The following is a 24,474-nucleotide window of genomic DNA, read 5'->3' as shown; positions in this document are numbered from 1 at the left end:
TGGTCAGTGAAGATTGAATTCTCGTTTGAGGATCTCGCTCACCGCTTCCGTTCCGGTGTCGTTGAGGTGCACCGGGTCGACGAAAAGCCAATCGTCGGAGTTGACGGAGAGCAACAGGGACTTGTTCATGTCCAGGAACGAGACGCCGCGGGTCTTGCATATCTCTTCTACCCGCTGCGCGTGTTCGGTGTAGACGGCTTCCGCGAACACGGGTTGAAAGCCGGCCCACATCTGCGCCCACATCCCTGTGTCGTCCTCTAGAAGGGCGGCCTCCTCGGCTGAGCGCTTCTTCCCGGTCCAGGAAAGTGTGGGCTGCAGAACGAAATGCACACGAGCACCCGTTGGCTCCGCCAGTTCGAGCAGACGGTCGAGATCCTTCAAGAGGAGACGAGTGGCGATCTCGACTCTTTCCTCCGCACTGGGCCCACTGGGTGCGTCCCCGGCCTTCTTGCTCTGCGGCCGGAGCAACCGTGCGATGCGAGACAGGGGGTTCTGGCTGGTGGAGTCTCGGCCGGGAATGTGCGAGACGTCCGTCCTGGCGACCTCCTGGCCGTTGAAATGGCCGAAGAACTCACCAGAGAAGAAGAACTGGCCGTAGTTTTCGGCCGCCCCGGGAAGCCCGGCGACGACGAGATTATTGAGACCCCCGTAGACGACGATGTCGCGAACCTCCGGCAGCAGGTGCCGGTTCAGGAGGAAAAGTACGACCTCCTGGGTCGAATTGAACGCAGGCGCAGCAAGGTTCAACCACGGTGTCCCGGTGTTGTTCTCCGACAGCAGGGAGGCCAGAGTCTTCTGATCGCACGTGGCACCGAAGCCGAAGGCGGAAGAACCGCCCATGACGAGACTGACCGGACCAGGGGGCAGATTTTCCTGCAGTGAGTACCGTTTCATGCCGCTCCGGGAGATACGGAAGCCGCCCGAGTCGGTGTTGATCACCGGAGAACTGTAGTTCAGCGCGTTGAAATACATGATGTACGGTAGCCAGGGTATTCCGCCCTTCGCGTACTTCTCGTACTGCGCCATCTGTGGCACTAATTCAGCGTAACGGTCCACCTGATCTCCTTACGACAAGATCTGCGGCTCAACAAAGTAGGAATTCCAGCAGAATTCTTACTCGTTTTCAGGCTTGTTCGGCGGTTTTGGCTATTGATCGGAAAACTGTGTGATCACCGCTGGAGTCAGCTCAATCCCCCCTTGGGGATGTCGCGATGACCGTCCAGTAGGTGACGGCCGTCCGGTCGAGCCGGCGGTGCAGCGGGTCTCGCACCACGCGGGTCACGAGGCCCCAGGGCAGGAAGACCCCTATGTAGAGCACGAACAAAAGAGCCGTCAGAACACTGCTGCGCAGCCAAGCCATCATCGTCTCCTCACCGGGGCATCAGTCGAGCGGGATCTCGCGTCGCCAGTCGTCTTCTTCGTGCCAGCGTGGTTGCGCGGTGCGGGCCAGCAGGAAGTTGCCGAGCACGAGCAGGTCGATCTCGGTCCGCATGAAGCAGCGGTAAGCGTCCTCAGGAGAGGCCACGATGGGTTCGCCGCGTACGTTGAACGAGGTGTTGACCAGCACCGAGCTGCCGGTCGCGGATTTGAAGTCGCTCAGCAGCCGGTGCAGGAGCGGATTGCTTTCGCCGTCGACGGTCTGGACCCGCGCTGAATGGTCGACGTGGGTGACCGCCGGGATCCTGCTTCGCGTCACCTTGAGCCGTGTGGTGAGATCAGCGCTTTCGCTGTCCGCCTTCTCGTCCTCGCCCGGTTCCAGTCGTTGCTGCTGTGCCACCGGGGCGACAATCAGCATGTACGGGCTGGGCTGCCCCAGATCGAAGTACTCCTTGGCGTCTTCGGCCAGCACCACCGGGGCGAACGGCCGGAACGACTCACGGAATTTGATCTTCAGGTTCATCTTCGACTGCATCTCCGGGTCACGCGCGTCGCCGAGGATGGACCGCGCCCCGAGCGCCCGGGGACCGAACTCCATCCGGCCCGAGAACCACCCGACGATCTTTCCCGACGCCAGTTCCGCTGCCACCCTGGCGGTCAGGTCACGCTCGTCGAGGCGGGTGTAGGGATACCCGCCGCTGTCGAGAAAACGCTGGATGTCTTCCGTGGCGTACGCGGGGCCGAGCAGCGAACCTCGCATCGCGTCCCGCCCCTGTGTCACATGGGCACGCCCGCCGTCGTGCCGTGCCGCGAGCAGAGCGGCCCCCAGCGCTCCACCCGCGTCGCCGGCGGCGGGCTGCACCCAGATCTCGTCGAACAGCCCGCTGCTGGCGATCTTGCCGTTGGCCACGCAGTTCAACGCGACGCCCCCGGCCAGACAGAGATTCGCCTCCCCGGTCATCTCGCGGGCGGTAGCGGCGAGATTCAGCATGATCTCCTCGGCGACCGACTGGACCGACGCGGCCAGATCGAACTCCCGCTGAGTCAGCCGGGCCTCCGGCAGCCGCCGAGGTCCGCCGAACAATTGCTCGAACGCACGACCGGTCATCACTTGACCGCGCAGGAACTCGAAATAGCGGGTGTCGAGACGGAAGGACCCGTCCGCCTTCACATCGACCAGCTTCTCGCGGACCAGCGGAGCGAACACAGGCTGCCCGTAAGGCGCCAGACCCATGAGCTTGTACTCACCGGAGTCGACCTTGAACCCGCAGAAGTACGTGAACGCCGAATACAGCATCCCCAGCGAGTGCGGGAAGTTCAACTCCGCCACCTGGGTCAGCTGATCCTCGCGGCCATGCCACAAGGAAGTGGTCGTCCATTCACCGACCCCGTCGACCGTCAGCACCGCAGCGGACTGATACGGGCTGGGCAGGAACGCGGAGGCCGCGTGCGTCTCGTGATGACCAAAACAGACAACCCCGGGCGGCGAGCCCCGGCCAAGGTCGGCCAGCCGGGCCTGGACAGTCTCCGTCGTGCGGTACTTCCAGCCGAGCCACTCGGGAAGGACCCGACGGAACGAAGCCCACCCGTGCGGAGCCGAAGCGGCATACGTCGCCAGCACTCGCCGGAACTTCAGCTTCGGCTGCTCATAGTAGGCGACCGAGTCCAGATCGTTGAGGCGCACTCCGGCTTCGTCCAAGCAGTAGGACACCGCTCCGGCCGGGAAGCCGGGATCATGCCTCGTGCGGCTGAAGCGTTCTTCCTGGGCGGCTGCGACGATGTCACCGCCGCGGACCAATGCCGCCGCGCTGTCGTGATAGTAGGCCGACAGGCCGAGAACCGTTTTTGTCACCGGGCACCACCTTTCCGAGGCTGCTTGCGCCGGCCGACCGTCGCAAGGACTGACCGGGCCGTCGTGTAGATCTCCACACCCCGGCCCTCGGGCGGATTCAACGAGCGATATCCCAGCCTGATCCGCTCCCACACCTGACCCAGCTGGCCCTGATCGCCGCCGGACGGCATGTCCGCCAGGTAGCAGTCGATCGCGTCGGACGCCCACGCCGAGTGTCCCGTGGCGACGTTGTCGATCGTGTTGTGCAGATCCACGAACTGGGTACTGAACCCGTACTCGCGCAGCGCGGTGCGTGCGGTGCGGTAGCTCCCACCGACGCCGGACAACTCCATCGCCAGGTTGAGCCCGAGAATCTCCGGGTGAAACGTCCGGGGGAACCGCGCGATGCTGAGCCAGTAGACCGGCAGCGCGAAGGACCGGTCATCGAACCCCGGCCACGCCGCGAACTCCGGCGAGGCGGTGTCCGGCAGGTCATATCCCATCTCGGCCAGCAACGCCCGGTAAATCCGCGGGTGGTTCAGATCGATGTCACCATTGCCCAGTTCATCCCAATACGTACGGAAAAGGAACTGGCCGGCCTCCGACGAAGCGAGCCGGTAATCGGTGAACCCCTGCAACCACCCCCCATCGATCATGATCAGCGGCGCGAGCTGCAAGGTCGACCGGATCAGCTGCTCACGCGTCGGCAGGCCGTCCTCCGCCTGACTCACCTGCTCACTGTGACGATCGTGCTGATCCTCCAGCCAGCCGCGGAGCCCACTCTCCTGATCCCAGCGCACCGGCAGCTGCCGCGACGCCTGGTTCAGCCCGAACCGGCTCCGCGTGAGCCACCGGGTCGCGTAGACGTAGGCGTACCGACGCAACCCGGGAGTGTCGGTACGGGTGAGCAGCGCATGATAGGCGTCCCGCAACGTGGTCGGCTCGACCTCACCGGCCTGAGGTCCGGCGGCGGGCAGAACCGCTTGCCGCTTCGCGCCGGTCCGGAACCAGTTCCGCTGGGCCACATGGAGATCCTCGCGGTCATCCGAGCCGCATTCCTCCGTCGGCAACTGAGCGATCCACCGGCGCAACACCGCCAGCTCGTCCTCGGTGAACACCCGGAACATCGGCCCCTTCTCGCCGATCAGCCCACGCAGGAGCGGGCTGCGGTCAGGATGGCCGGGCCGGACCAGACCGCTGCCGGCCAGCGCGTCGAGAAAAGCCGCAGGACCCGCATCGATATCGGCGAACCACTCCGCGAGCGGTCGTCCTTCCAGCATGTACTGGCCGTGATAGACAGCCGCCTGGCGAGCTCGGGAGAACAACAAGCGCCAGACGTCATAGTCAGGATGTCGCGCGAGCTTCATCTCACCCCGCAACCGAGCACACCACTGCCGCAGCTCATGCGCCGCCCAGCCGAACCCGAGCAGGAGGCGACGCGTCGTCTCTTCGCCTGTTTCATCGTTCGCCAGCAACGTCTTCGCCGCGTTCACCGAGCGATCCAGGGCACTCACCTGTTCACCCGGTCGCCGACCGCCCAGGTCGAGATCACCGGGTACGGTGTCATCGAACGTCGCGGGCGGCAGCGCCGCCAGAGGTGGCAACCAGCCCACCGCGCGCAAGAGGACATCGGCACCAAGCAACTCCGCGAAATACCGCCCGGGAAGCCGACTCATCGCCAGCAACAATGCAGGAAGCCGGAAACTGAAAGTTTCCACCTGCTCATTGGCCACCAACCGCAGCGGACTGGACTCCACCGCGACACGCCGCCGCGCCAGCAACGCCCGATAAACGTTCCCCCGGTCGGCATGCGGCGAACCGACTCCGATGTCAGTGGCATAAAGCGCGAGAACCTGCAAGGCAAGCTCCGTATCACCATTGGCCGAACTCGACATCCACTGCAGCCAAGCGCCACCGGCCAAGGCGAGAGGCGCCGAATTCAGCAGAACCCGCGCGACATCGACATCCGGTAACTCGACCCGAAAACGCGCGGCTTCCGCCGAACTCCACCGACCGGCATCACCGACCAGCACGTCAAGCGATCCCGACAACGGCGCAGACGGCACCGCCGCGAGCGCCTCGTCGATCAACCGCGCCTCCGCGCCGCCCAACGGCAGCGGACCTTCCGGGTCAAGCGCCCGCAGGTAAAGAGCCCGCACGTCGATCCGTGGCGCCGTCACAGTACTCGTCATGGGAAGCTCCCGATCAGAACATCGGGTAAATAGAGCCGTCGTCACGACGCTTACTGCGGCGACGCCGACGGAAGAACTCAACAATCCTGCGGATCATCAGGTACTCCTTTATCTTTACAGGACATCCCCAAAGTACGGCGCGAAATCGGCCCCGGCTGCGACGAGCAAAGGAGTGTCACAAGTGCGCGAGGCGAAGGACAGGGTGAGATGACGGCCGATCATTCCGGACCGGAGATGTAGTGGTGAACAGCCTTATCAGTTCGGATTCTCGTGTGCTGCGGTCATCCGGCAGCCGCAGCGCTGAGAAAGGTAACATCAACCTCCGACATCGTCGCCGACTGTTATCTGATAATTGGACATCCGGGTTGCGACCAAGGCAAGTAAGTCACCGTTACCATCCGGCTCCCCCACCGTTAGCGAAACTGGCGCCACGCACAGCGGATCGCCGGTCTCCGCGCTTCGCGGACTCAGCCGCGGCGCTCCCCGGGATCTTCGACTGACCCGTACGCCAGCCGAGGAGCCGGGCGTTCATTGATCACGGCCGGGCGCCGAGGCCATGCCGACCGGCTGGGGCCGCTATGTGGCTCTGTCCACATAGCCGTGGCTTGGGTTCGCGCCGGACAAGATGCTGCCGACGTCATCATGGGGTACGTGCCGCAGGTCGACGTCGTGGCCGCTGGATGTCCCGTGCAGGCGCTGGCAACGCTCGAGATCACGCAGGGCCGCCTCGAAGAGGTTTGCGACCTGTTGCTCAGCCTGCCGGGCGTGATCGAGGCATATGCAACCACCGGGGCCGGTGACGTCGTCTGCCGCCTGGCCTCGGCGTCGAACCTGGAACTGCAGCTGCAGCTGCTGCTGGAGCTGAACCGGTCGGTCATCCGGCGCTCCACGAGCGTGGTCGTTCTGTCCACGTTGGTCGCGCCGCGGACCCTGCCGCTGCTGCCGGCCCGGAACCGCAGCCGGTCCAGCCGAGCCGGAAGCAGGCCGTCCGGGGCGGTGTAGCGTCAGATCTGGCGCTGCCCAGCGCGCTCACTTCGCTGGACCGCCACCCATGACCAAGACCAGGCGCGTCACCCGGCTCCCCGCAGCGGAGGTCACGAACACCTCCGGCGATCCGCCGAGACGTCAGGTCGGGCGGGCCGCCTGGGCGAGTCGCAACGCAGCGTTGACGGCATGTACGGCGGACACGACGGCCGCGATCCCGGGCGAAAGCTGTTCACCGTCGCGCACGACGAGGACGCTGTGCCGGACGACGTCGACCCCGATGAGGCTGATGCGTTGCACCGACGCCTCCGGACCCGCTGGCGTGAGATCCGGGGCGATGGTCACGCCCCAGCCGATGCCAACCAGGCCGAGAGCGGTCGCCACGTCGTCCACCGTCGCGACGATCTTCGGCTGGAAGCCGCCAGCGATGCACAACGTCGTGGTGAGGCGTCCAAGCGTGCTGGTCGGACTGATGACCCATGGCTCGTCGCGCAGATCGTCGAGGGCGCAACTCCGCTCACCCGACAGCCGATGACCGACCGGGACGCACAGCCGTAACGGATCACTACCGAGAACCCACTCACGGAGTCCGGGCTGGCTGTGCGGAGTCGCGGCGCCGTACCGGGACAGGATGACCATGTCCAGCCGGCCGAGCCGCACCTCCTCCGCCGCGGCTTCGTCTGTTGTCGCGGCGAGCCTGATCTCGAGCTTGGGGAACTGTTGCCGTGACTGGGTCAGTGCGCTGCTCATGATGGCCGGCCCCTCGCGGAAAGGCACGCCGACCCTCAGCAGCCCAGCGGCCTCACCGGCCTCCCGGTGCAGCGTCGTCTCCGCCGCGCGCAACTCGACGAGGATCCGCTCGGTGTGTTCAACGAGCTGCCATGCCACGGGAGTGAGGCTGATGCGGTTCCCCGCACGCACCAGAAGCGGTATCCCCGCCAGTCGTTCCAATGCCGCCATCTGCTGCGACGCGGCCGAACGCGTGTAACGCAATTCCCGTGCGGCCGCCGCGATGGACCCCGCTGCGGCGACCGCCCGCAGCATCATCAGTTTCTCCATGTCGAGCATGCGATGCGTCACAATCCTTAACGGCCCGTGTCGTCACTCGTTGACGCAGTCTACTTGAGGCGCGATCAGCGGGGGCGCTAGGTGATCGCCATGGGCGTGACACTCACTGAGATCCAGCGCCAGACCGTAGAAGTGGTGGTACGAGACGCGGCCGCGCCGGCGACCGCCAGCAGGACAGCCACAGCAAAGCCGAGGATGACCCGGTCCCCAGCCCGATCTCGCTGGGTACGCTCAACCGGGACCGTTTCGACCAACATCGCCCCGGCTATCGGTGGCGACGACGGGCGGCGCATGGCCTCACTCCTGAATCGATCAGGTTGCTGAGTCACGGGCCGGGTTTCGGTGGTACAGCCGCCGAGCATCGGCCGCCGTGCTACCCCTGTCCCGGGCACAGCGGAAATCGCCTGCTGGGGTTGCCCGGCATGGGCGTGTGCCGCGCTGCCAGACCCGATTTTGTCGAGTTGAGTCCGGGAGCCGCCCCCTTGCGCGCTCATTCCGGGCATGAGATGTCCAGCCACGGGGCGTCGACCCTGCTCAGGAGATGGGCGAACGGTTCAAGTCCCCCCGGGGATTCGAACCCCGAACATCCGCGTCCTGAGCGCGGCGCCTCTGCCGTTGGGCCAGAGCGGCCGGGCGCGCCGGGCGGCGCGCCGGTGGTGCCGTGTTCGGTGCTGCGTTGCCGTGTGCCCGCCTCCCGGCGACGGTCACCACGGCTCCGTATCGCCCGTGTCGCGGTGACACGGTGTCGTCGGAACGGCAGGAGTCGAACCTGCGGCCTTCCGGTCCCTGGCCGGATGCTCCTCCTGCTGAGCTACGTTCCGTCACGCGTCCGGGCCGGTTGGCGTGGGCCGTACCGGACGCGCTGCGGGCCTGCCGACCGGGCGGGGGTCGCCACTCCCCTCGCCGAGTCTCAGTCCCATGGCCCTCTTCTTTCAGGGCGGAGCCGCAGCGGGGACTCGAACCCCGTCCTGCCGGGTGGAAGCCGGCTGCCTTACCGGTTCGGCCTCTGCGGCGTGTCTCCCCGGAATCTCCCGGGGGTGAATCCTTTCGCGCCCTCCGGAAGGGGAGCCCGAACGAATTCGCGTTCAACGTGCTGCACTGTGGAGTTGTCCATCTCGGAAATCAGCCGTCCGGTTACCGCCGCGAAAGCGGTCGTACCCGGCCGAGGAAATGAAGAAGCCGCCTGCGACGGGGTCTCTGGCGGCTCGGCGGTTTCCCTTTCGGGGGTTATCCGCCTGACCGTCCTGGGACCTGACCGAGGCTGTTGAACAGGGAAGACGCGAGGAGCTTCAGCTGCCACACCGGCGATGCACCGTGGTTCACGGCCACTCCTTTCCCTGAGCCGGAGCGGGCGCCCCTGCCTTTGTTCATTGAAGGGCAAAGCCGGCCCCCGGCGCCAATGATTTTTATCGGGATTCATTTCCGGTGGCGGCTTCCGCGATCGGCGCGGAATTCACCTCTCCCCCCTCACACGTGGCCCCGAGCCGGCTGGGTCCTTCTCGTCGTGCCGAGGGGCGGTCGGCGGTGCCCTCATCCCAGCCATGTCGCGGTTGTGGAGGGGTGCGGGTTCACGCATGATCGACGGAATGGACCGATCCCATGGGAGTGACATGGCATTTCATCCGAACCTTGATCCCGGACTGGCTGCCGCCCTTGAGGCGACCCCCCTGCCGGTCGCGGACCTCGGTGCCCTACGGCTGGAGGACCTGCCCGGCATCCGCCTCCAGCTGAGCGCGGCGCGCGCCGCGATGGCTCCGCTCGCGCCGGACGAGCGGGTCACGATCGAGGACCGGACGGTGCCGGGTCCGGACGGCGACCCCGACATCCGGCTACGGATCTACCGTCCGGCCGGGCGGCGGGAAGCCGTTCCCTGCCTGTACTGGATCCACGGCGGCGGGATGATCCTCGGCGGGGTCGAGATGGAGGACGCACGCCTCAACGACTACGTCGCCGAACTGGGATGCGTGATCGTCTCGGTCGACTACCGCCTGGCTCCCGAGCACCCGGACCCGGCGCCGGTCGAGGACTGCTACGCGGGCCTGGTGTGGACCGCCAAGAACGCCGCCGAACTGGGGGTGGACCCGGATCGCATCGCGGTGGGCGGGATCAGCGCCGGAGGCGGTCTGGCCGCGGGAACCGTACTGCTCGCCCGCGACCGGGGCGGCCCGGCCCTGGCGTTCCAGCTGCTGATCTGCCCGATGCTGGACGACCGCAACACCACCCCGTCCAGCCTGGAGTTCACCGAGGCGATCGTGTGGAACCGGGCGGCGAACCTCCTGGGCTGGAAGGCCCTGCTGGGTGAGCGGGCAGGCGGCGAGGACGTCTCCCCGTACGCGGCCCCGGCCAGGGCGGCCGACCTGTCGGGCCTGCCCCCGGCGTACGTCGACGTCGGTGAGCTGGAGGTCTTCAGGGACGAGTGCGTCGACTACGCCCTGCGGCTGGTTCAGGCGGGTGTCTCCACCGAGTTCCATCTCTACCCGGGTGCCTTCCACGGCTTCGACGGGATGCTCCCGCAGGCGGAGATCAGCCGCCGTGCCTCCGCCGAGCGGGTGGTCGCGCTGCGCCGGGCCCTGTTCGGCTGACAGCGTTCGGCTGACGGTGCGCCCGGAGCCCGCCCTCCGCCCCTCGCGGAGAGGCGGGCTCACCCCAGGGGGTCCGCCTCCCCGGGCGGCGAAAGAAGCGCCAGCGCGTGCAGGAGGGCGTCGCGCTCGCCCGCGGCGCGTCTCAGCATGTGGCGGCAGATCCCGCAGATGCCGGAGAACTCCCGCTCCGCGAGGTCACGGTAGCGGGGCAGGGCGGTCAGCGCCTCCGTACCCAGGGAGCCGAGGACCGCGAGGAACGGGTCGGCGGCGAGATCGGCCAGTGCCCGGCGCACACCGGCGCGGTCGCGGGCCACGCGGTGCAGGTCGGGCGGGCCGGCCCCCATGATGACGTTCTCGTCGCAGCAGGCCGAGATCCGCCCGTCGTAGCGGACCGTCGGGGTGTGCGCGATCGCGCACCGGCCCAGCCGCGCGCCGGGCACGCGACGGGCCTCGGGGAACAGGCCGCGGGCGCGGCCGTACGGCAGCGGCGGGACCGGGTGGATCTCGGCGAGATCGCGCCAGCCGTCCCCCAGCGCGCCGGAGAGGAGGTCCCGGGCCGCCTCGATCTGGGCGGGGTCGTCCAGCACCTGCGCCACCAGCCACGCGCCCTCGGCGGCGACGGCGCGGGCGGCGGCGGTCACGGCGGCGCGCGGGCTCGGGTGGTGGGCGTCGACGCCCAGTACGACGCAGGCCGACAGGCGCAGCACGGACCGGATCCATCCGGGGGGATCGCCGCCCGCGCCCCAGTAGCCGCTGGTGTAGGGGACCAGCGCCTTGCCCGAGGCGTGGATCCGCCGGGCCGCGTGGGCGAGGGCGCGCCGCTCCACGAACGGTTCCCCGCCGGAGACGCCGACGACCCGCAGCGCCTCGTCTTCGCAGAGCCCTTCGACGATCTCCGCGAAGAGGGCGCGGTCGGTGACGCGCGGGCCGTCCGGGCGGGAGTCGACCGAGCAGTGCGCGCAGCCGACCGGGCACCGGTCGGTGATGAGGAGCAGGGCCGACCTTCCGCGTTGCCGCCGCAGGGCGTCGAGCTCGGCGAACCTGAGCATGCCCCCGACGGTACGCCGCCTCGCGCCGCGGTGGCCGCCCCCACCCGCGCCGCGCGCCGGTTACGCCACACCGGTGAGGATCTAGGCCACCGCGCCGGGCGCATAGGCCATCGCGCGCGGCCGGGCAGCCGGTCCGAGGTGCGCCCTCCGCCTCCTGACGGCCCCGGAATACGCCTGCCAGGCGGTGGTTCGGGGACCGCCGGATTCATACCTTGATCGCGTGGGAAGCCCGACCGGCCCACGAAACCCCGTCCCATGGGAGGGACCAATGAGCGAGTCGTCTCCACGCGTTCGCGATCTCGTGCAGCGCGCCGCATCCGACCCCGGGTTCGCCGAGCAGCTGCTCAGTGACCCCGAGTCGGTCGCCACCGAGTACAACCTCGGCGCCGACCACATCGACCAGATCAAGGAGCTGGCCGGCGCCGGCCTGCTCAAGCCCGCAGTCCAGGCGCACACGGTCCCCGTCAAGGAACCCGGCGGCGGCGGCTACTACTAAACGCCTCTGGGGGTGTCGTGCACTTCAACTCGATACTGGTCAGCGTCACCGAGATCTGCACCGTGGGCTGCCGGCACTGCGGCTTCACCGGCTCCACGCGGGACCGCCAGCCGACCGCGGACGAGATCGGGCGCTGGGTGGCACAGGCGTGCGACAGCGGCATCCCGGAGATCATCTTCACCGGCGGCGAGCCCTTCCAGCGATTCCGGATGCTCAGATCCGGGGTCGGGGCCGCCGCCGGCCACCCCGGCAGGCCGCGGATCTCGGTGTTCACCAGCAGCTTCTGGGGCCGCTCGGCCGCGACGGTGGACAAGATCCTCGGGCAGCTGCCGGGCCTCACCCGGCTCTTTCTGAGCACCGACGTCTACCACCAGGAACGCGTCCCCACCCAGCACGTGGTCAACGTGATCGAGGGGGCGATCGCCAGGGAGATCCCCGAGATCAGCCTCTGCATCACCATCGCCGAGGACCACGAGGAGGAGCAGATCCGCAGGCTGTACCGGCGCTTCGAGGACCGGGTACGGGTGCATGTGGACCGGGTGATCCCCACCCCGTTCATCAAGACCGCGCACCAGGTGGGCCTGCCCCCCGATCCCGAGCACTTCTCGGCCTCGTGCTACCTGGAGACCCCGCTGATCAACCCGAACGGCGACCTGTCCGCCTGCCACATCGGCAAGGCCGGGGCCTACGTCACGCTCTCCGACCTGGCCTACTTCATGGGCAACCTGCACGAGAAGTCGTTCCAGGAGATCCTCGCCGACGCCGACCGCAACTACGAATACCAGTTCCTGCGGGTGTACGGGCCGCAGGGCGTGGCACGCATGGTGGCCTCCTCCCCCGCGGTGCGCGGGCTGTTCAAGGGAGCGACCTTCACCAACGGCTGCGACCTCTGCTACAAGATGCTCCGCTCACTCGACGGGCGGGCCCGGCTGCGTGAGATCGCGGCCGACCCGTTCCAGCGCGAGCTGATCGACGCCATCCGGCTGGTCCGGTTCGGCGAGCGACCTGCCGAACCGCGGCCCGCGCCCGACGCTCCCCAACCAGTAAGGAGTGGCACTTGACGAGCACGGACTTCGTCGGACTCGTACCCGCCGCAGGCCGGGGCACCCGGATGGCCCCGCTGCGCTACCCCAAGGAACTGCTGCCCATCGTGTACGAGCAGGCCGAGGGAGGCGCCCGGCTACGTCCCGTCGCCGAGTACGCGCTGGAGTCGCTGGCCGGTGCGGGGGTCGGCAGCGCGATCGTGGTGGTGGCTCCGTGGAAGCTGGAGGTGGTCGCCTATCTCGGGGACGGGCGCCACCTCGGCGTCGACATCGCCTACCTCCTCCAGGAGGAGGCGCGCGGCCTGGCCTGCGCGCTCGACCTGGCCCGGGGATGGACCAGGGGGCGCGACGTCGTGTTCGTCATGCCCGACACGGTCTTCACCCCGCCCGACGCGCTGACCCGATTGCGCCACCTCTACGAGGAGACGGGGGCCGACCTCGCGCTCGCGGTCTTCCCCACGCCGGACGCGCACCGCCTCGGCCCGGTGATCCTGCGCGGAGACCGGGTGCACCGGGTGTTCGACAAGCCCGCCGACCCGCCGGTCATGAACACCTGGGGCGCGGCGATCTGGGGGGACGCCTTCGCGAGGCTCCTGCACGAGGGGCTGCTCCAGGACACCCGGGAAAAGGCCCCCCGGAACGACAGCCACCGGAACGGTGAGCCGGTGCTCGGCCACTACTTCGACCTCGCGGTCCGCAGCGGCCTGCGGGTCCGCGCCGTCGAGTTCCCCGGCGGCGCGTTCCAGGATGTCGGGACGCCGCTCGCCGTCCGCCGGTCCATGGAGGGCCCCTCACTTCTGGCGGTGGGTCCGTGAGGCTTCTCTTCTTCGCGATGAGCAGCGCCGGATACGGCGAGACGCTGATCGGCATGTCGCTGGCCCGCCAGCTCAGGGGGGCCGGAATCGAGAGCTTCTTCATCGTCGAGCCCACGTCGGAGAAGCTGCTGCGTGGCAGCGGGTTCCCGTACCTGGTGCTGAACAACTCGATGGGCTCCTTCGCCACGCTGCTGGTGGACGAGACGGTCCGCGACTTCCGCCCGGACGCGATCGTGCTGTCCGACTACTTCACCTACTGCGGCGTGTTCCCCAAGCGCTATGGCGTCGACCCGTGGTTCATCGAGCGGTACGGCCTGCCGATCATGCCGATCGACATCTGGGAGTGGGCCAACACCGAGTTCGCGGTGGACGTCTTCCAGGGCAAGGCGATGAGCGTCGCCCGGCGGATCATGGACATGCCCACCCACCTGCGCCCGGTACCGATCTGCCACCTCGACTCCGACTCCCGGACGTACCCCTTCCGCCTGTGGGAGGGCAACGAGCGGGTCAGCCGCCGCACCCGCCACCACCTGCGCGAGACCTTCGGGATGGCGCCCGAGGACCGGATGGTGCTGCTCGCGGTGGCCGGATGGCAGCAGGACAGGTACGCCGACGAGAACGGTGACCGGATCGCCGACCAGGTTCCCGAACTGCTCGTGCACTACCTGCGGCAGCTGCCGCCCAGCGCCCGCTTCGTGCTGGTGGGCAGCGTGCCGCCGGTGCTGGCGGACCTGGCCGACCGCGCCCACGTCATCCCCGCCTGCTCGCCGCACCGGTTCAACGTGCTGCTGGGCTCGGTCGACCTGGTGCTGACGCTCAACCTGGGCGCCACCACCCTGGCCAGGGCCGTGCTGTCCGACATCCCCGGGCTGGTGCTGACCAACCGGTTCGACGTCCCGGAGAAACCGGACATCGACCGGGTCGAGGCGGAGCTGTCCGGCCTGTCGGAGGACGTGCGCTCCTGGCTGTCGCGGACCCTGCCCATGTATCCGTTCCGGATGTGGCCGCTGGGGTTCCACAGCTTCCTCGACCCCATCGTGGCGAAAAATCCCTACATATCGACCTTCGCTCACGCCGAGCTGCTCGACGAGCCCGCCGTGCTGTCCGCGCTGCACGGCGTGCTGTACGACCGGGGGGTCCAGGACGGCCTGGCGCGCGAGCGGGCCGCGTACCTGGAGACGCTGACCGATCATCCCGGCACCCCCGAGGTCTTCGCCTCGGCGGCGCGCCGCCTGGGCCTGGTGTGAGGTGGACATGAAACAGCTGAGCATGCACGTGACCGACCTGTGCAACGAGAAGTGCGGCTTCTGCGTCGTGGGGTCGCCGCTGGCGAAGTCCGACAGCGTGGAGTACGGCGACCTGATCCGCTTCCTCGCCGAGAACTCGGGGCAGGGGTACACGTCGGTGAACCTGCACGGCGGGGAGCCGACGATCCATCCGCGCCTGTTCGAGCTGCTGCGTACGATCCGGCTGCTGGAGTACCCGCGCGTGGAGATCCAGACCAACGCGCGCCGCCTGAAGGACCCGGAGTTCACCCAGCGCCTCGCGGAGGCCGGGGTCGAGCTGTTCGTGGTCTCGCTGCACGGCTCCACCTCGGTGATCCAGGACTGCCTGACCCAGACGCCGGGCGGGTTCGACGAGACGATCGAGGGCATCCGCAACGCCAAGCGTTCGGGCGTCGCCGTGCGGACCAACACCGTCATCACCCGGCTCAACATGGGCCGGCTGATGGACATCTGCCGGCTCTGCGTCGAGCTGGAGGTCGACCATGTCAACATCTCCAACCTGCACCCGGTGGGCAGCGGCTTCTTCGCCCTCGACATGCAGGCGCCCACGGTCGCCGAGACCCGCAGGCACCTGCTGCCGGTGATCGAGATGATGCTCGCCTCACCGGCGCGGCTGACGCTGGAGGGCTTCCCGCTCTGCGTGGTCACCCCGCACGAGGCGCTGGCCATCGAGGACGGCACGCGCTCGATCCGGATGATGTACCAGGGCAACGTCCTGGACGACTACGACGCGTTCATGGACGAGCAGATGCGCTCGTACGGGCCGCCCTGCGACGGCTGCCCACTGCGGACGCAGTGCGGCGGGGTCTACAACGAGTACGCCGAGCGCCGCGGCTGGGAAGAGTTCGGCCTGCGCCAGCCGTTCCCCATCGGCGGGTGAGCGAGATGTCCCGGCGGATCGCGATCTGGGCGGGGAGCAGCCTGCCCAACGTCGGCGACCGGCTGCTGGCGGCGGTGACGGAGGCCGAGCTCTCCCGCCGCCTGCCGGGTGCCGTCTTCGGGCACTTCTGCCCGTGGAGCACGGCGGCACAGCCCGCACCGCTCTGGGTGGACGGGGAGGGGAACTGGCCCGGCGCGGGATCGTTCGACGCCGTCGTGATGGCGGGTGGCCTGTGGAGCGGCCCGCCGTTCCGGCACCCGATCATGCAGGTGTTCTGCCTGGGCGGCGACCCTCGGGCGTTCGACCCCGGCGTGTGGGTCGCCTGGCACGGTGTGGGCCTGCAGGACGACACCCCGGCGGCGGCGCGCGACGACTGGCGCGGCTACCTGAGGGCGGTCCGGGAGCGGATCGACCACCTGACCGTGCGCGGCGCGGGAGCCGCCCTGCGGATGGGCGAGGCGACCGGCGTGCCGGACACGACCGTCGTCCCCGATCCCGCCTTCGCGCTGGAGCCGCTGCCCCGGCCGCCGCGCCCGGGGCGGCGCCGGCCGCTGATCGGCGTCGCCGTCGGCGCCCCGGGGGTGACCTCGCAGCTGGTCACCCACCTCGTCTCCCGCAACCTCGCCGGGCACGGCGCGGCGGACCTCGCGCTGTGCGTGCCACCGGAGCAGGTCATGGCCGAGGCGACGGGTCCCGGGGAGCGGGCCGCCGCGCTGGGGTTCGTGACGGAGCTGGGCCTGACGCTGATCGAGCTGGCGGGCTTCGCCGACATCGAGTTCATCACGGTGCCCAACATCTACGGGGACGAGGAGGTCGGCGCCCGGTTCGCCCGGTCGGTGCCGGGCGCCCACATCCGGGAGGTGCCCCTTCGGAGATCCTCCACCGGAGCCGAGGAGCTCACCGAGGCCCTTTCCCGCTGCGACCTCGTCCTCGTCTCCCGCTACCACAGCGCGATCCTCGCGCTGCGCGGCGCCACCCCGTTCGTGGCGGTCGACCCGTTCTGGAGCCGCCGCAACGGCACGAGCAAGCTGCACGAGCTCACCGGCGAGCTGGGCATGGCGCACCGCCACTGGAACGCGCACACCGGCGAGGACCTCATCGGGATCGTGGAACGCGCGCTGGACGAGGAGCCGATCGAGGCCGTCGCCTACCGGGAGGCGCACGCGCGGGCGGCGGCCGCCTTCGACAGGCTCGCCGAGGAACTGCGCTCCGCACGGCCGAAAGTGACGTCGGCAGTGACGCCGAAAGCGACAGCGGGGAGATCGTCATGACCCTGAAGGCCGTGCTCGTCTACTCCAACGACGACGGGTTCTCGCTGGGGGTGGAGCTGATCCGGGCGGCCGTGGCCGACCGCCTCCCCCCGTCGCGGGTCGAGCACCGGGTCTGGTTCCACGAGGACGTGGGCAACCTGGCCGAGGACTACCTGGGGCACTACAACGCCTTCATGGCGCGGCTGTTCGACTACCGGCCGGATGTGATCTCCTTCTCCGCGTTCGTCTGGAACCACGATGAGTTCACCCGGATGGGACGCATCGTCAAGCGGCACCTGCCGGACTGCCGCGTCGTGTGGGGCGGCGCCCAGGCCAACTCCCGGCGGATGGCCGCCCACCTGCTGCGCGAGTACCCGTGGCTGGACCTGGTGCTGCGCGGCGAGGCCGAGGAGGCGTACCCGGACCTGCTGGAACAGCTGGCGCGGGGCGGCGACCTGGACGCGGTGGCGGGCCTCACCCGGCGCGTCGACGGCGAGCCCGTGCACAACGACGACCCGCCCGACGTCGACCTGGGCGCGCTGCCGCTGGTCTTCACCGCCGACAGGCTCCCCCTGGAGCCGATCCTGCGGCGCAGGCCCGGCGCGGTCCTGGCCTACGAAACGGGCCGGGGATGCCGGCAGAAGTGCAGGTTCTGCCTCTACAGCGCGCCGAAACTCCGCGCGTTCCCGATGGAGCGGATCGAGCGCGAGCTGACCTACCTGCTGGCCGGGGGCATCCCCTACCTGCGGATGTGCGACGCCCACCTGGGCATCTCGCGGCACCGGGCCATGGAGATCTTCGAGATCGTCGCCGAGCACAACCGGGGGACGGTGGTGGACGTCTACCCGGATGTCAAACACGTCGACCTCGACTACGTACGGGCGATGAACCGCGCCGGGTGCCGCGTGATCACCCTGGGCATCCAGTCGTCCGACGCCGACACCCTGCAACTGGCGGCCCGCAGGTTCGACCGGCAGCGGTTCGCCCAGGCCGCCTCCCTCATCCGCCGCCACCACAACCACGCCCTGGCCGCGGACATCATCATCGGCATGCCGGGGGACAACGCCGACAAGGTCCGCGACAGCGTACGCTTCGCCTACGCGAGCGGTGTGGAGAAGGTGCACTTCGCACCGCTGATGGCCTTCCCCGGGACCGACTTCTTCGAGTACGCCGAGCAGTACGGGATCGAGTTCTTCGACTTCCAGCCCCCGCTCGTCGTCAGCTCGCGCGGCTTCGGCACCGAGGACTACCGGCGGGCGATGGTCTTCGCCGGGCGGGTCGAGGCGCTGCAGGACATCGCGCCCACCCTGCTGCGCTGCATGATCGCGGTCGCGGACTGCGACGTCGCGGACTGGGCCGAGCGCCTGGACCTGGGCTCCGGCACCGACCCCGCGCCCCTCATCGAGAAGGCGGACCTGCCCCCCGGGGTGCGCCGCCTGCTACTCGACGGGCTCGCCTGGGACACCGCGGTCCGAGCCCAGCGGGCGACGACCGCGCAGGATCCACCGGGGCTCGCCGACGGCGCACTCGTCGCGGGCGTCGCGCCGGACGCCGTGCACTGGGCCGACCACCCCGTCCACCTGCTGCTGCGCGACTTCACGCTGACCTTCGACGCGCTCGCCCACGAACGCCAGGGCTACCTGTTCCCCCGGGGCGGCGCGGTGGGCTACCCGCTGACCGGCCCGCTGCTGGCCGCCTTCGAGGCGGCCGCGGTGGGGATCACGGTCGGTGAGTGGCGGGACAAGACGCGGGCCGGCTCAGCCACCGAGCCGACCCGTGAGGTATGCGACGCGGCCTTCAGGATCCTCTGCGCCACCGGGGTCGTCGCGCTGCGCGAGGAGGGGTGAGTCCTGCTCGCGCAGGGATCTGGCCCGTGAGTCGTACTCGCGGGCCAGATCCCTGCGCGAGGACAGGCCGAGCTTGGCGAACACGCTGGACAGCTGGGCCTGAACCGTGCGGGGCGACACGAAGAGCTTCGCGCCGATCTCGCGGTTGGTCAGCCCGCCGGACGCCAGCAGGGCCACCTGGCGTTCGGCCCTGGTCAGGGCGGCCCAGCCGACCCCCCGCCCGCGCGGCCCCCGGCCCCTGCCCGCGTAGACGACGGCCTGGCCGACGTCCAGCCCGGCGCCCTCGGCCCACGTGGCGGCGAAGGCGTCGGCGCCCAGCGCCGCGCGCACCCCGGCCAGGTCCGCCTCGTGCTGCGGCGCCATCGCCGGGGGACGCGACAGCCCCAGCCGGTCGCGCAGCGACTGGGCCGCGCCGAAGAGCCTGGCGGCGTGCTCGTGGCGGTGGTGCCCTGCCGCGAGCCCGGCCATGGCCTCCAACGAGTCGGCCGTCTGGGCGCGCAGGCCCATGGCGGCACCGGCCCGCAGCGCCGAGTGGTGCGCGGAGGCGGCACGTACCGGGTCGGCGCACCGGGTGACGCGGCCGAGGGTGAACAGGCACCGCCAGGTGAGCGGCCGGTCGTCGGTCTCGCGTGCGCGCGCCATGGCCTCCTCGGCGAAGGTGAGGGCCGCGGCGGCCGCGGCGGCACCGCCCGCACCCAGGATCGCCGCGCCGAGACCGGCCAGCCCCATCGCCGCCAGCCGCGCGGCGGTGCGCTCGCCCACCTCGGCGACCTCGGAGAACACCTCCCTGGCCGCCTCGTACTCGCCGATGTCGAGCAGCATCCTGCCGAGCGTGTCGAGGCAGTCACCGAGCAGCGGCGGGGAGCCCGCGGAGCGCGCGATCTCGACCGCCTCGGCGAGCCGCTCCCCCGCCTGGCCGTACCGCCCCCGGCAGGAGGCCACCTCCCCCAGCCCCCTGAGCACCGCGGCCCTTCCCCAGACGTCGCCCATCCGCTCGGCGGCGGCCAGGCTCTGTCCGAGCGCGCTCTCCGCCTCCGCGTAAGCGCCCTGGTAGACGGCCACCTGCGCGATGGCCAGCAGACCCATCTCCAGGCTCAGTTCCGAGCCGTGCCTGCGGCCGATGGCGACGCACCGCTCCAGTGCCGCGCGTGCCCCGGTGAGGTCCCCCGCGGCGACGCGGGCGTGCCCGAGCAGGACGAGCGGCGCGCAGTTCCACGCGTGGCCCGCCGGTGCCCTGCCCTGGGCGGCGAGTTCGGTGAGGGTGCGGCTGGCCGAGGCGGGCTCGCTCATCGTCCGCAGGCCCGCCAGCACCGCGAGGGCCCGGGTCTGCCCGGCCTCGTCTCCCAGCTCGCGGAACATGGCCAGGGCCCGGCGGCAGGCGTCCGCGGCGTCGGCGTACTCACCGAGGGCGCAGGAGAGCACCGCGGTGCTCAGCGCCGCGGCGGCCGGCACCTCGCCGTGGACCAGCCCTCCGGCGGAGACCAGCGAGGCGAGCCAGCCGCGCCCCTCGCGCGGGCGGCCCCGCACGATCCAGTACGTCTCCAGCGCGCTCGCCAGCCTGGCCCCGACCGTCGCGGGCCCGCCGGAGACGCACCAGCACAGCACCGCCCGCACGTTGGCGTAGGCGGCCTCGACGCGTTCCAGGTGCGGCGTGGCGGCGCCCGTGGTGAGCGCCTCCGCCGCCCGCTCGGCCAGCGCCGCGTAGTACTCGGCGTGGCGCGCCCGCACGGTCTCGGCTTCGCCGTCGGCGCGCAGTTCCTGCCCCGCGTAGGCGCGCACGACCCGCAGCAGCCGGTAGCGGGTCACGGTGCCCGCGGTGTCGCACTCGACGAGGGACCTGGACACGAGCCTGGCCAGGAGGTCGACGACGACGTCGGGCCTGATACCCGCGCCCGCGCAGACTCCCTCCACGTCGTCGATGACGAAGCCGTCCTCGAACACCGCGAGCCTGCGCAGCAGCAGCCGCTCCCGTCCGGGGAGCATCTCGTGGCTCCAGCCGATCGCCGCCTCCAGCGACCTGTGCCTGGGGTGGGCGGTACGGCTCCCCCCGGCCAGCAGCCGGAGCGGGTCGTCGAGCCGCTCGGCGATCTGCGCCGGCGACAGCATGATCGAGCGCGCGGCGGCGAGCTCGACGGCCAGCGGCAGGCCGTCGAGGCGGCGGCAGATCTCCTCCACCGCCTCGGCGGTCTCCGGGCTGGCGGGCCGTCCCTGCGCCGCGGCGCGTTCGGCGAACAGGCGGGCGGACCGCGCCACGTCCAGCGGGGCAAGGCGGTAGGTCACCTCGCCGGGAACGCTCAGCGGCTCCCTGCTGGTGGCCAGCACACGGAGCCCGGGGTGGGTGCCGAGCAACTCCGGAACGGTCACGGCGCACCGGTCGGCGACGCGCTCGCAGGTGTCGAGCACGAGCAGCGCGGGCCCGTCGCCGGGGACCACGGCAAGAGCATCGAGGCCGGTGAGATCACCGAGACCGGCGGTCAGGTCGCGAAACCAGATCCCGCCGGGATAGGCGCCGGCCCGGGCATGGGCGTACGCGTGCGCCAGCCGGGTCTTGCCGACCCCCGGCGCGCCGGTGAGCGTGACGAGCCGCGCCGAGCCGAGCAGGTCGCGCAGGCCGGCGAGCTCGGCGTCGCGGCCGACCGGGTCGCCGGACCATCGCCGGGGCAGATCTCCGTCCACCGCTAACCCACCAGACGCCGCGCGAACGACCGCAGCGACAGCGCGCCCGTGGCGAGCGTCCCGGCGGCGAGCACGCCCAGCGCGACCGCCTCCGGCATGTGCGGGACGGCGGGGCTCAGCGCGCCGCGCAGCGCCTCGCTCACGTAGACCAGCGGATTGACCAGAACCGCGGTCTGCAGCCAGGGCAGCGCCTCCAGGGCGGACCAGGGGTAGTACACGCAGCCGAGCATCATGAGCGGGACTATGAAGATCGCGAACAGCGCGCTGAGCTGCTGGGGCGGGAGCAGCGTGCCGATGAGCAGGCCCAGGCAGGCGGTCAGCAGGGACGACAGCACCAGCACCGCGATCAGCAGCGGCCAGCGGCCGAAGTCGATGTTCGGGGCCTCGCCGGGGCCGTGCACGAACAGCACCGCGAGGAAGACGACCACCGCCGCGATCACCCCCTGGATCGCACCCGCGACGATCTTCTCGACCCCGACGGCCCAGACCGGGATCGGGGCCAGCGCCCTGTCGTCGATCTCCTTGGTGTAGGACAGCTCCATGACCAGCGGGGTCGTCACGGCGAAGATGCCCTGGAGCACGATGCCTGAGGCGACCAGGCCGGGGACCAGGATCGTGGCGAACGTCTCCGCGCGCCCGGCCTCGGAGAGTCCCTGCCCCGCCCCGTACCCGATCCGCGGCAGGACCACGGCGAACACGAATATGAACAGGACGGGCTGGACCACGGTGCGGGCCATGAAGGAGGGCAGGTCCCGCCGCAGCACCCGCAGGTCCCTGGCGAGCAGCGCGCCGAAGGTGCGCGCGTAGCCGCGTGACGCGGCCGGCGGCGCGATGGTCGATGCCGTCATCGCATCTCCTTGAGCGGGGAGATCCCGGGCTCTGGCCCCGGGAGAGGGGGCGCGGCGCGATGCCGCGGGGAGGAGGTCAATCCCGGTACTCCCGCCCGGTCAGGGCGAGGAACACCGTTTCGAGGCTGGGCCGGACGACCCGGACGTCGGCCAGCGCCAGCCCGGCGTCCTGGCCCGCGCTCACCAGGGCGGCGAGGATGCCCTCCGGCGCCAGGGTGAAGACGCGCAGCCGGTTCTCCGAGACCTCGGCGTCCGCGACCCCCGCCAGCCGCCGGGCCTGCTCGACGAGCTTCTCCGGGTCCCCGTCGTAGGTGAGGGTCAGCACGGTCCGCAGGCCGGTCGCCGTCTTGAGCTCGGCGAGTTCCCCGCAGGCCAGCACGGCTCCACGGTCGATGATCGCGATCCTGTCGCAGAGCTCCTCGGCCTCCTCCATGTAGTGGGTGGACAGCACGATCGTCTGGCCCCCGGCGCGGATCTCCCGCAGGGTGTCCCAGAGGTTCACCCTGGTCTGCGGGTCCAGACCCGAGGTGGGCTCGTCGAGGAAGAGGATGTCCGGCCGGTGCATCAGCGCCCGCGCGATCATGACGCGCTGCGCCTGGCCGCCGGACATCTCGGTGATCCTGGCCGTGGCGCGGGAACCCAGGCCGAACCGCTCCAGCAACTCGAGCGCCCGCCGCCTGGCCTCCTTCGCGGGCAGCCCGGCGTACCGGCCGCGGAACTCCAGGTTCTCGCACGCGGTGAGCTGCCGGTCGAGGTTGTTGTACTGGGCCACGACACCGATGTGGCGTTTGACCGCGATGGGCTCGCGCACCACGTCCGCGCCCCCCACCCTGGCCACACCACCGGTGGGCACGATCCTGGTGGTGAGCATGCCGATCGTCGTCGTCTTTCCCGCCCCGTTGGGCCCGAGGAGGCCGAACAGCTCCCCCCTGCCCACTCGCAGGGTGAGCCCGGCCACCGCCTCGGTCACCCCGGACGAGCTCACGTAGGTCTTGCGCAGTTCGCTGGTCTCGACCGCGACGTCCGCCATGTCTGGCTCCCTCTTCGGCACGTGGCGCCCAGTGTGCGAGCCCCCGGTTAAAGCGCGCCTTGATCGCGGTTGGAATCCGGTTTGAGGCATGGCACCGCCCCTGGCAGGGCGCGGCACCAGGTACTTCCATACCGGGTTTCAACCGTTATCCAACCGGCCGAGCCGACACTTCGTTCAGACGACGGGAGCCCGATGCCACCCCCCAGCGCCATCCTGCGGGCGAAGATCGACCTGGCCGGCCGCGCGCTCAGGAGCGCGGAGAGCACGCTGTGGCGCGCCCCCGGTCCTCGACGGCGCTACCGCGACTACCTGTGCGCGATGCACATGGTCATCAGAGCCTCGGTACCGCTGCTGCGGGCCGCGTCGGCCAGGGCGGTGGAGCTGGGCGAGGGGGAGCTGGGCGAGTACCTGGACCGGCACGCGGCCGAGGAGGCCTGTCACGACGACTGGCTGCGCGAGGACCTGGCCTCGATCGAGCCCTCGGCGGAGGAACTGCTGCGCCGCACGCCGCCCCCGTCGGTGGCCGAACTCGTCGGGGCCCAGTACTACTGGGTGCTGCACCACCACCCCGTCGCGCTGCTCGGATACGTCGCGGTGCTGGAGGGCGAGGCGCCCTCCCCCGCACTGCTCGAACATCTCGAACGGGGCACCGGGTACCCCCGGGCGGCCTTCCGCACCCTGTGGCGGCACGCCGCGCTGGATCCGGGGCACCGTGACGGCCTGGACCGGATGCTCGACGGCCTGCGGCCGACGCGCGAGCAGCAGGCCGCCGTCGGCACCAGCGCCCTGCACACCGTGCGCGCCGCGGCCGCGCTCCTGCGCGAGCTGGCCGGGGACCCCCCGGAGGTGCTCCCGTGCACCTGATGGACATCCTGGCGCTGCGCCCGGTACCCGCCGCCGCGGTGCTCATGGCGATCACCCGGCGGTGCCCGCTGCGCTGCGGTCACTGCTCGACCGGCTCGCTGCCCGGCTCCGAGGAGCACCCCGGGGAGATCTTCCAGCGGTTCGCCGGGACGTTCACCCCGGCGGACCGGCCGGAGCTGGTCATGCTCACCGGAGGCGAGCCGCTGCTCCGGCCCCGTCTGGCCCGCTCCCTGGCCGAGACCGCCGCCCGCAGCGGCACCCGCACGATGATCCTGTCCGGCATGTTCTTCGCGCCCCGGATTCCCGCCTCGATCGCCGGGGCGGTGGTGGCGGGCGCCCCAATAACAAAAAGGTAA

The 24,474-nt window shown here is 70.2% G+C and carries 20 protein-coding genes and 2 tRNA genes; 11 read left to right on the top strand and 11 right to left on the bottom strand.

Annotation, left to right across the window (positions count from 1 at the left end):
- Positions 1 to 3: 3 nt before the first annotated feature.
- The 4 genes from ABT130_RS32220 to ABT130_RS32205 form a co-directional block, all read right to left on the bottom strand.
- On the bottom strand, positions 4 to 1,056 hold the full coding sequence (locus ABT130_RS32220; protein WP_350961753.1) for an SGNH/GDSL hydrolase family protein: 1,053 nt from the start codon (positions 1,054 to 1,056) through the stop codon (positions 4 to 6).
- A gap of 130 nt (positions 1,057 to 1,186) precedes the next feature.
- Positions 1,187 to 1,363, bottom strand: coding sequence for a hypothetical protein (locus tag ABT130_RS32215; protein ID WP_350928650.1), 177 nt, complete (start codon positions 1,361 to 1,363; stop codon positions 1,187 to 1,189).
- A gap of 18 nt (positions 1,364 to 1,381) precedes the next feature.
- Positions 1,382 to 3,229, bottom strand: a complete 1,848-nt coding sequence (locus ABT130_RS32210) for a carbamoyltransferase family protein (RefSeq protein WP_350961782.1) — start codon at positions 3,227 to 3,229, stop codon at positions 1,382 to 1,384.
- Positions 3,226 to 5,400 (bottom strand): iron-containing redox enzyme family protein, encoded by a 2,175-nt coding sequence (locus ABT130_RS32205; RefSeq protein ID WP_350961750.1) that lies wholly within the window; start codon positions 5,398 to 5,400, stop codon positions 3,226 to 3,228. Before ABT130_RS32205 ends, ABT130_RS32210 begins: the two co-directional genes overlap by 4 nt.
- Before the next feature lie 642 nt (positions 5,401 to 6,042).
- On the opposite strand from ABT130_RS32205, the gene ABT130_RS32200 reads away from it, so the two are divergent.
- Positions 6,043 to 6,402, top strand: coding sequence for an Lrp/AsnC ligand binding domain-containing protein (locus ABT130_RS32200; protein WP_350961747.1), 360 nt, complete (start codon positions 6,043 to 6,045; stop codon positions 6,400 to 6,402).
- A gap of 123 nt (positions 6,403 to 6,525) precedes the next feature.
- On the opposite strand, the gene ABT130_RS32195 is transcribed toward ABT130_RS32200, so the two are convergent.
- The 3 genes from ABT130_RS32195 to ABT130_RS32185 form a co-directional block, all read right to left on the bottom strand.
- Positions 6,526 to 7,452 (bottom strand): LysR family transcriptional regulator, encoded by a 927-nt coding sequence (locus tag ABT130_RS32195; protein ID WP_350961744.1) that lies wholly within the window; start codon positions 7,450 to 7,452, stop codon positions 6,526 to 6,528.
- 748 nt (positions 7,453 to 8,200) lie between these two features.
- Positions 8,201 to 8,273 (bottom strand) — tRNA-Pro (locus ABT130_RS32190).
- A gap of 120 nt (positions 8,274 to 8,393) precedes the next feature.
- Positions 8,394 to 8,465: transfer RNA gene (locus tag ABT130_RS32185), tRNA-Gly, on the bottom strand.
- A gap of 597 nt (positions 8,466 to 9,062) precedes the next feature.
- Between ABT130_RS32185 and ABT130_RS32180 the strand changes: the two genes are divergently transcribed.
- Positions 9,063 to 10,034, top strand: a complete 972-nt coding sequence (locus ABT130_RS32180; RefSeq protein WP_350961741.1) for an alpha/beta hydrolase — start codon at positions 9,063 to 9,065, stop codon at positions 10,032 to 10,034.
- 59 nt (positions 10,035 to 10,093) lie between these two features.
- On the opposite strand, the gene ABT130_RS32175 is transcribed toward ABT130_RS32180, so the two are convergent.
- A complete protein-coding gene (locus ABT130_RS32175; RefSeq protein WP_350961738.1) occupies positions 10,094 to 11,083 on the bottom strand; it encodes a radical SAM protein in 990 nt (329 codons plus the stop codon).
- A gap of 268 nt (positions 11,084 to 11,351) precedes the next feature.
- Here ABT130_RS32175 and ABT130_RS32170 point away from each other — a divergent pair, with 268 nt between their 5' ends.
- The 7 genes from ABT130_RS32170 to ABT130_RS32140 are packed head-to-tail and all read left to right on the top strand — an operon-like array spanning position 11,352 to position 18,700.
- On the top strand, positions 11,352 to 11,579 hold the full coding sequence (locus tag ABT130_RS32170; protein WP_350928642.1) for a hypothetical protein: 228 nt from the start codon (positions 11,352 to 11,354) through the stop codon (positions 11,577 to 11,579).
- 17 nt (positions 11,580 to 11,596) lie between these two features.
- Complete coding sequence (locus ABT130_RS32165) at positions 11,597 to 12,640, top strand: radical SAM family protein (RefSeq protein ID WP_350928640.1); 1,044 nt, start codon at positions 11,597 to 11,599, stop codon at positions 12,638 to 12,640.
- Entirely contained in the window at positions 12,637 to 13,437 is an 801-nt protein-coding gene (locus ABT130_RS32160) for a sugar phosphate nucleotidyltransferase (RefSeq protein ID WP_350961735.1), read from the top strand. The genes ABT130_RS32165 and ABT130_RS32160 overlap by 4 nt, the downstream gene beginning before the upstream one ends.
- Positions 13,434 to 14,684, top strand: a complete 1,251-nt coding sequence (locus ABT130_RS32155; RefSeq protein WP_350961732.1) for a DUF6365 family protein — start codon at positions 13,434 to 13,436, stop codon at positions 14,682 to 14,684. The genes ABT130_RS32160 and ABT130_RS32155 overlap by 4 nt, the downstream gene beginning before the upstream one ends.
- A 7-nt stretch (positions 14,685 to 14,691) precedes the next feature.
- Positions 14,692 to 15,603 carry a radical SAM protein gene (locus tag ABT130_RS32150; protein WP_350961729.1) on the top strand — a complete coding sequence of 304 codons (912 nt, stop codon included), beginning with the start codon at positions 14,692 to 14,694 and terminating at the stop codon, positions 15,601 to 15,603.
- Between the two features lie 5 nt (positions 15,604 to 15,608).
- Positions 15,609 to 16,874, top strand: a complete 1,266-nt coding sequence (locus ABT130_RS32145; RefSeq protein ID WP_350928677.1) for a polysaccharide pyruvyl transferase family protein — start codon at positions 15,609 to 15,611, stop codon at positions 16,872 to 16,874.
- Positions 16,871 to 18,700 carry a B12-binding domain-containing radical SAM protein gene (locus ABT130_RS32140; protein ID WP_350961726.1) on the top strand — a complete coding sequence of 610 codons (1,830 nt, stop codon included), beginning with the start codon at positions 16,871 to 16,873 and terminating at the stop codon, positions 18,698 to 18,700. Before ABT130_RS32145 ends, ABT130_RS32140 begins: the two co-directional genes overlap by 4 nt.
- Here ABT130_RS32140 and ABT130_RS32135 read toward each other — a convergent pair.
- The 3 genes from ABT130_RS32135 to ABT130_RS32125 form a co-directional block, all read right to left on the bottom strand.
- Positions 18,611 to 21,376, bottom strand: coding sequence for a helix-turn-helix transcriptional regulator (locus tag ABT130_RS32135; protein WP_350961724.1), 2,766 nt, complete (start codon positions 21,374 to 21,376; stop codon positions 18,611 to 18,613). The two genes, ABT130_RS32140 and ABT130_RS32135, sit on opposite strands and share 90 nt — an antisense overlap.
- A gap of 2 nt (positions 21,377 to 21,378) precedes the next feature.
- Positions 21,379 to 22,224 (bottom strand): ABC transporter permease, encoded by an 846-nt coding sequence (locus tag ABT130_RS32130; RefSeq protein ID WP_350928628.1) that lies wholly within the window; start codon positions 22,222 to 22,224, stop codon positions 21,379 to 21,381.
- 76 nt (positions 22,225 to 22,300) lie between these two features.
- Positions 22,301 to 23,254, bottom strand: coding sequence for an ABC transporter ATP-binding protein (locus tag ABT130_RS32125; protein ID WP_350961721.1), 954 nt, complete (start codon positions 23,252 to 23,254; stop codon positions 22,301 to 22,303).
- Positions 23,255 to 23,446: 192 nt separating this feature from the next.
- Between ABT130_RS32125 and ABT130_RS32120 the strand changes: the two genes are divergently transcribed.
- Complete coding sequence (locus tag ABT130_RS32120) at positions 23,447 to 24,118, top strand: iron-containing redox enzyme family protein (RefSeq protein ID WP_350961718.1); 672 nt, start codon at positions 23,447 to 23,449, stop codon at positions 24,116 to 24,118.
- Positions 24,118 to 24,474 carry a radical SAM protein gene (locus tag ABT130_RS32115; protein WP_350961779.1) on the top strand — a complete coding sequence of 119 codons (357 nt, stop codon included), beginning with the start codon at positions 24,118 to 24,120 and terminating at the stop codon, positions 24,472 to 24,474. The genes ABT130_RS32120 and ABT130_RS32115 overlap by 1 nt, the downstream gene beginning before the upstream one ends.

The sequence above is a fragment of the Streptosporangium sp. NPDC001681 genome (assembly GCF_040298085.1).
Classification (GTDB): Bacteria; Actinomycetota; Actinomycetes; order Streptosporangiales; family Streptosporangiaceae; genus Streptosporangium.
This window is presented reverse-complemented; position numbering and strand designations above follow the sequence as displayed.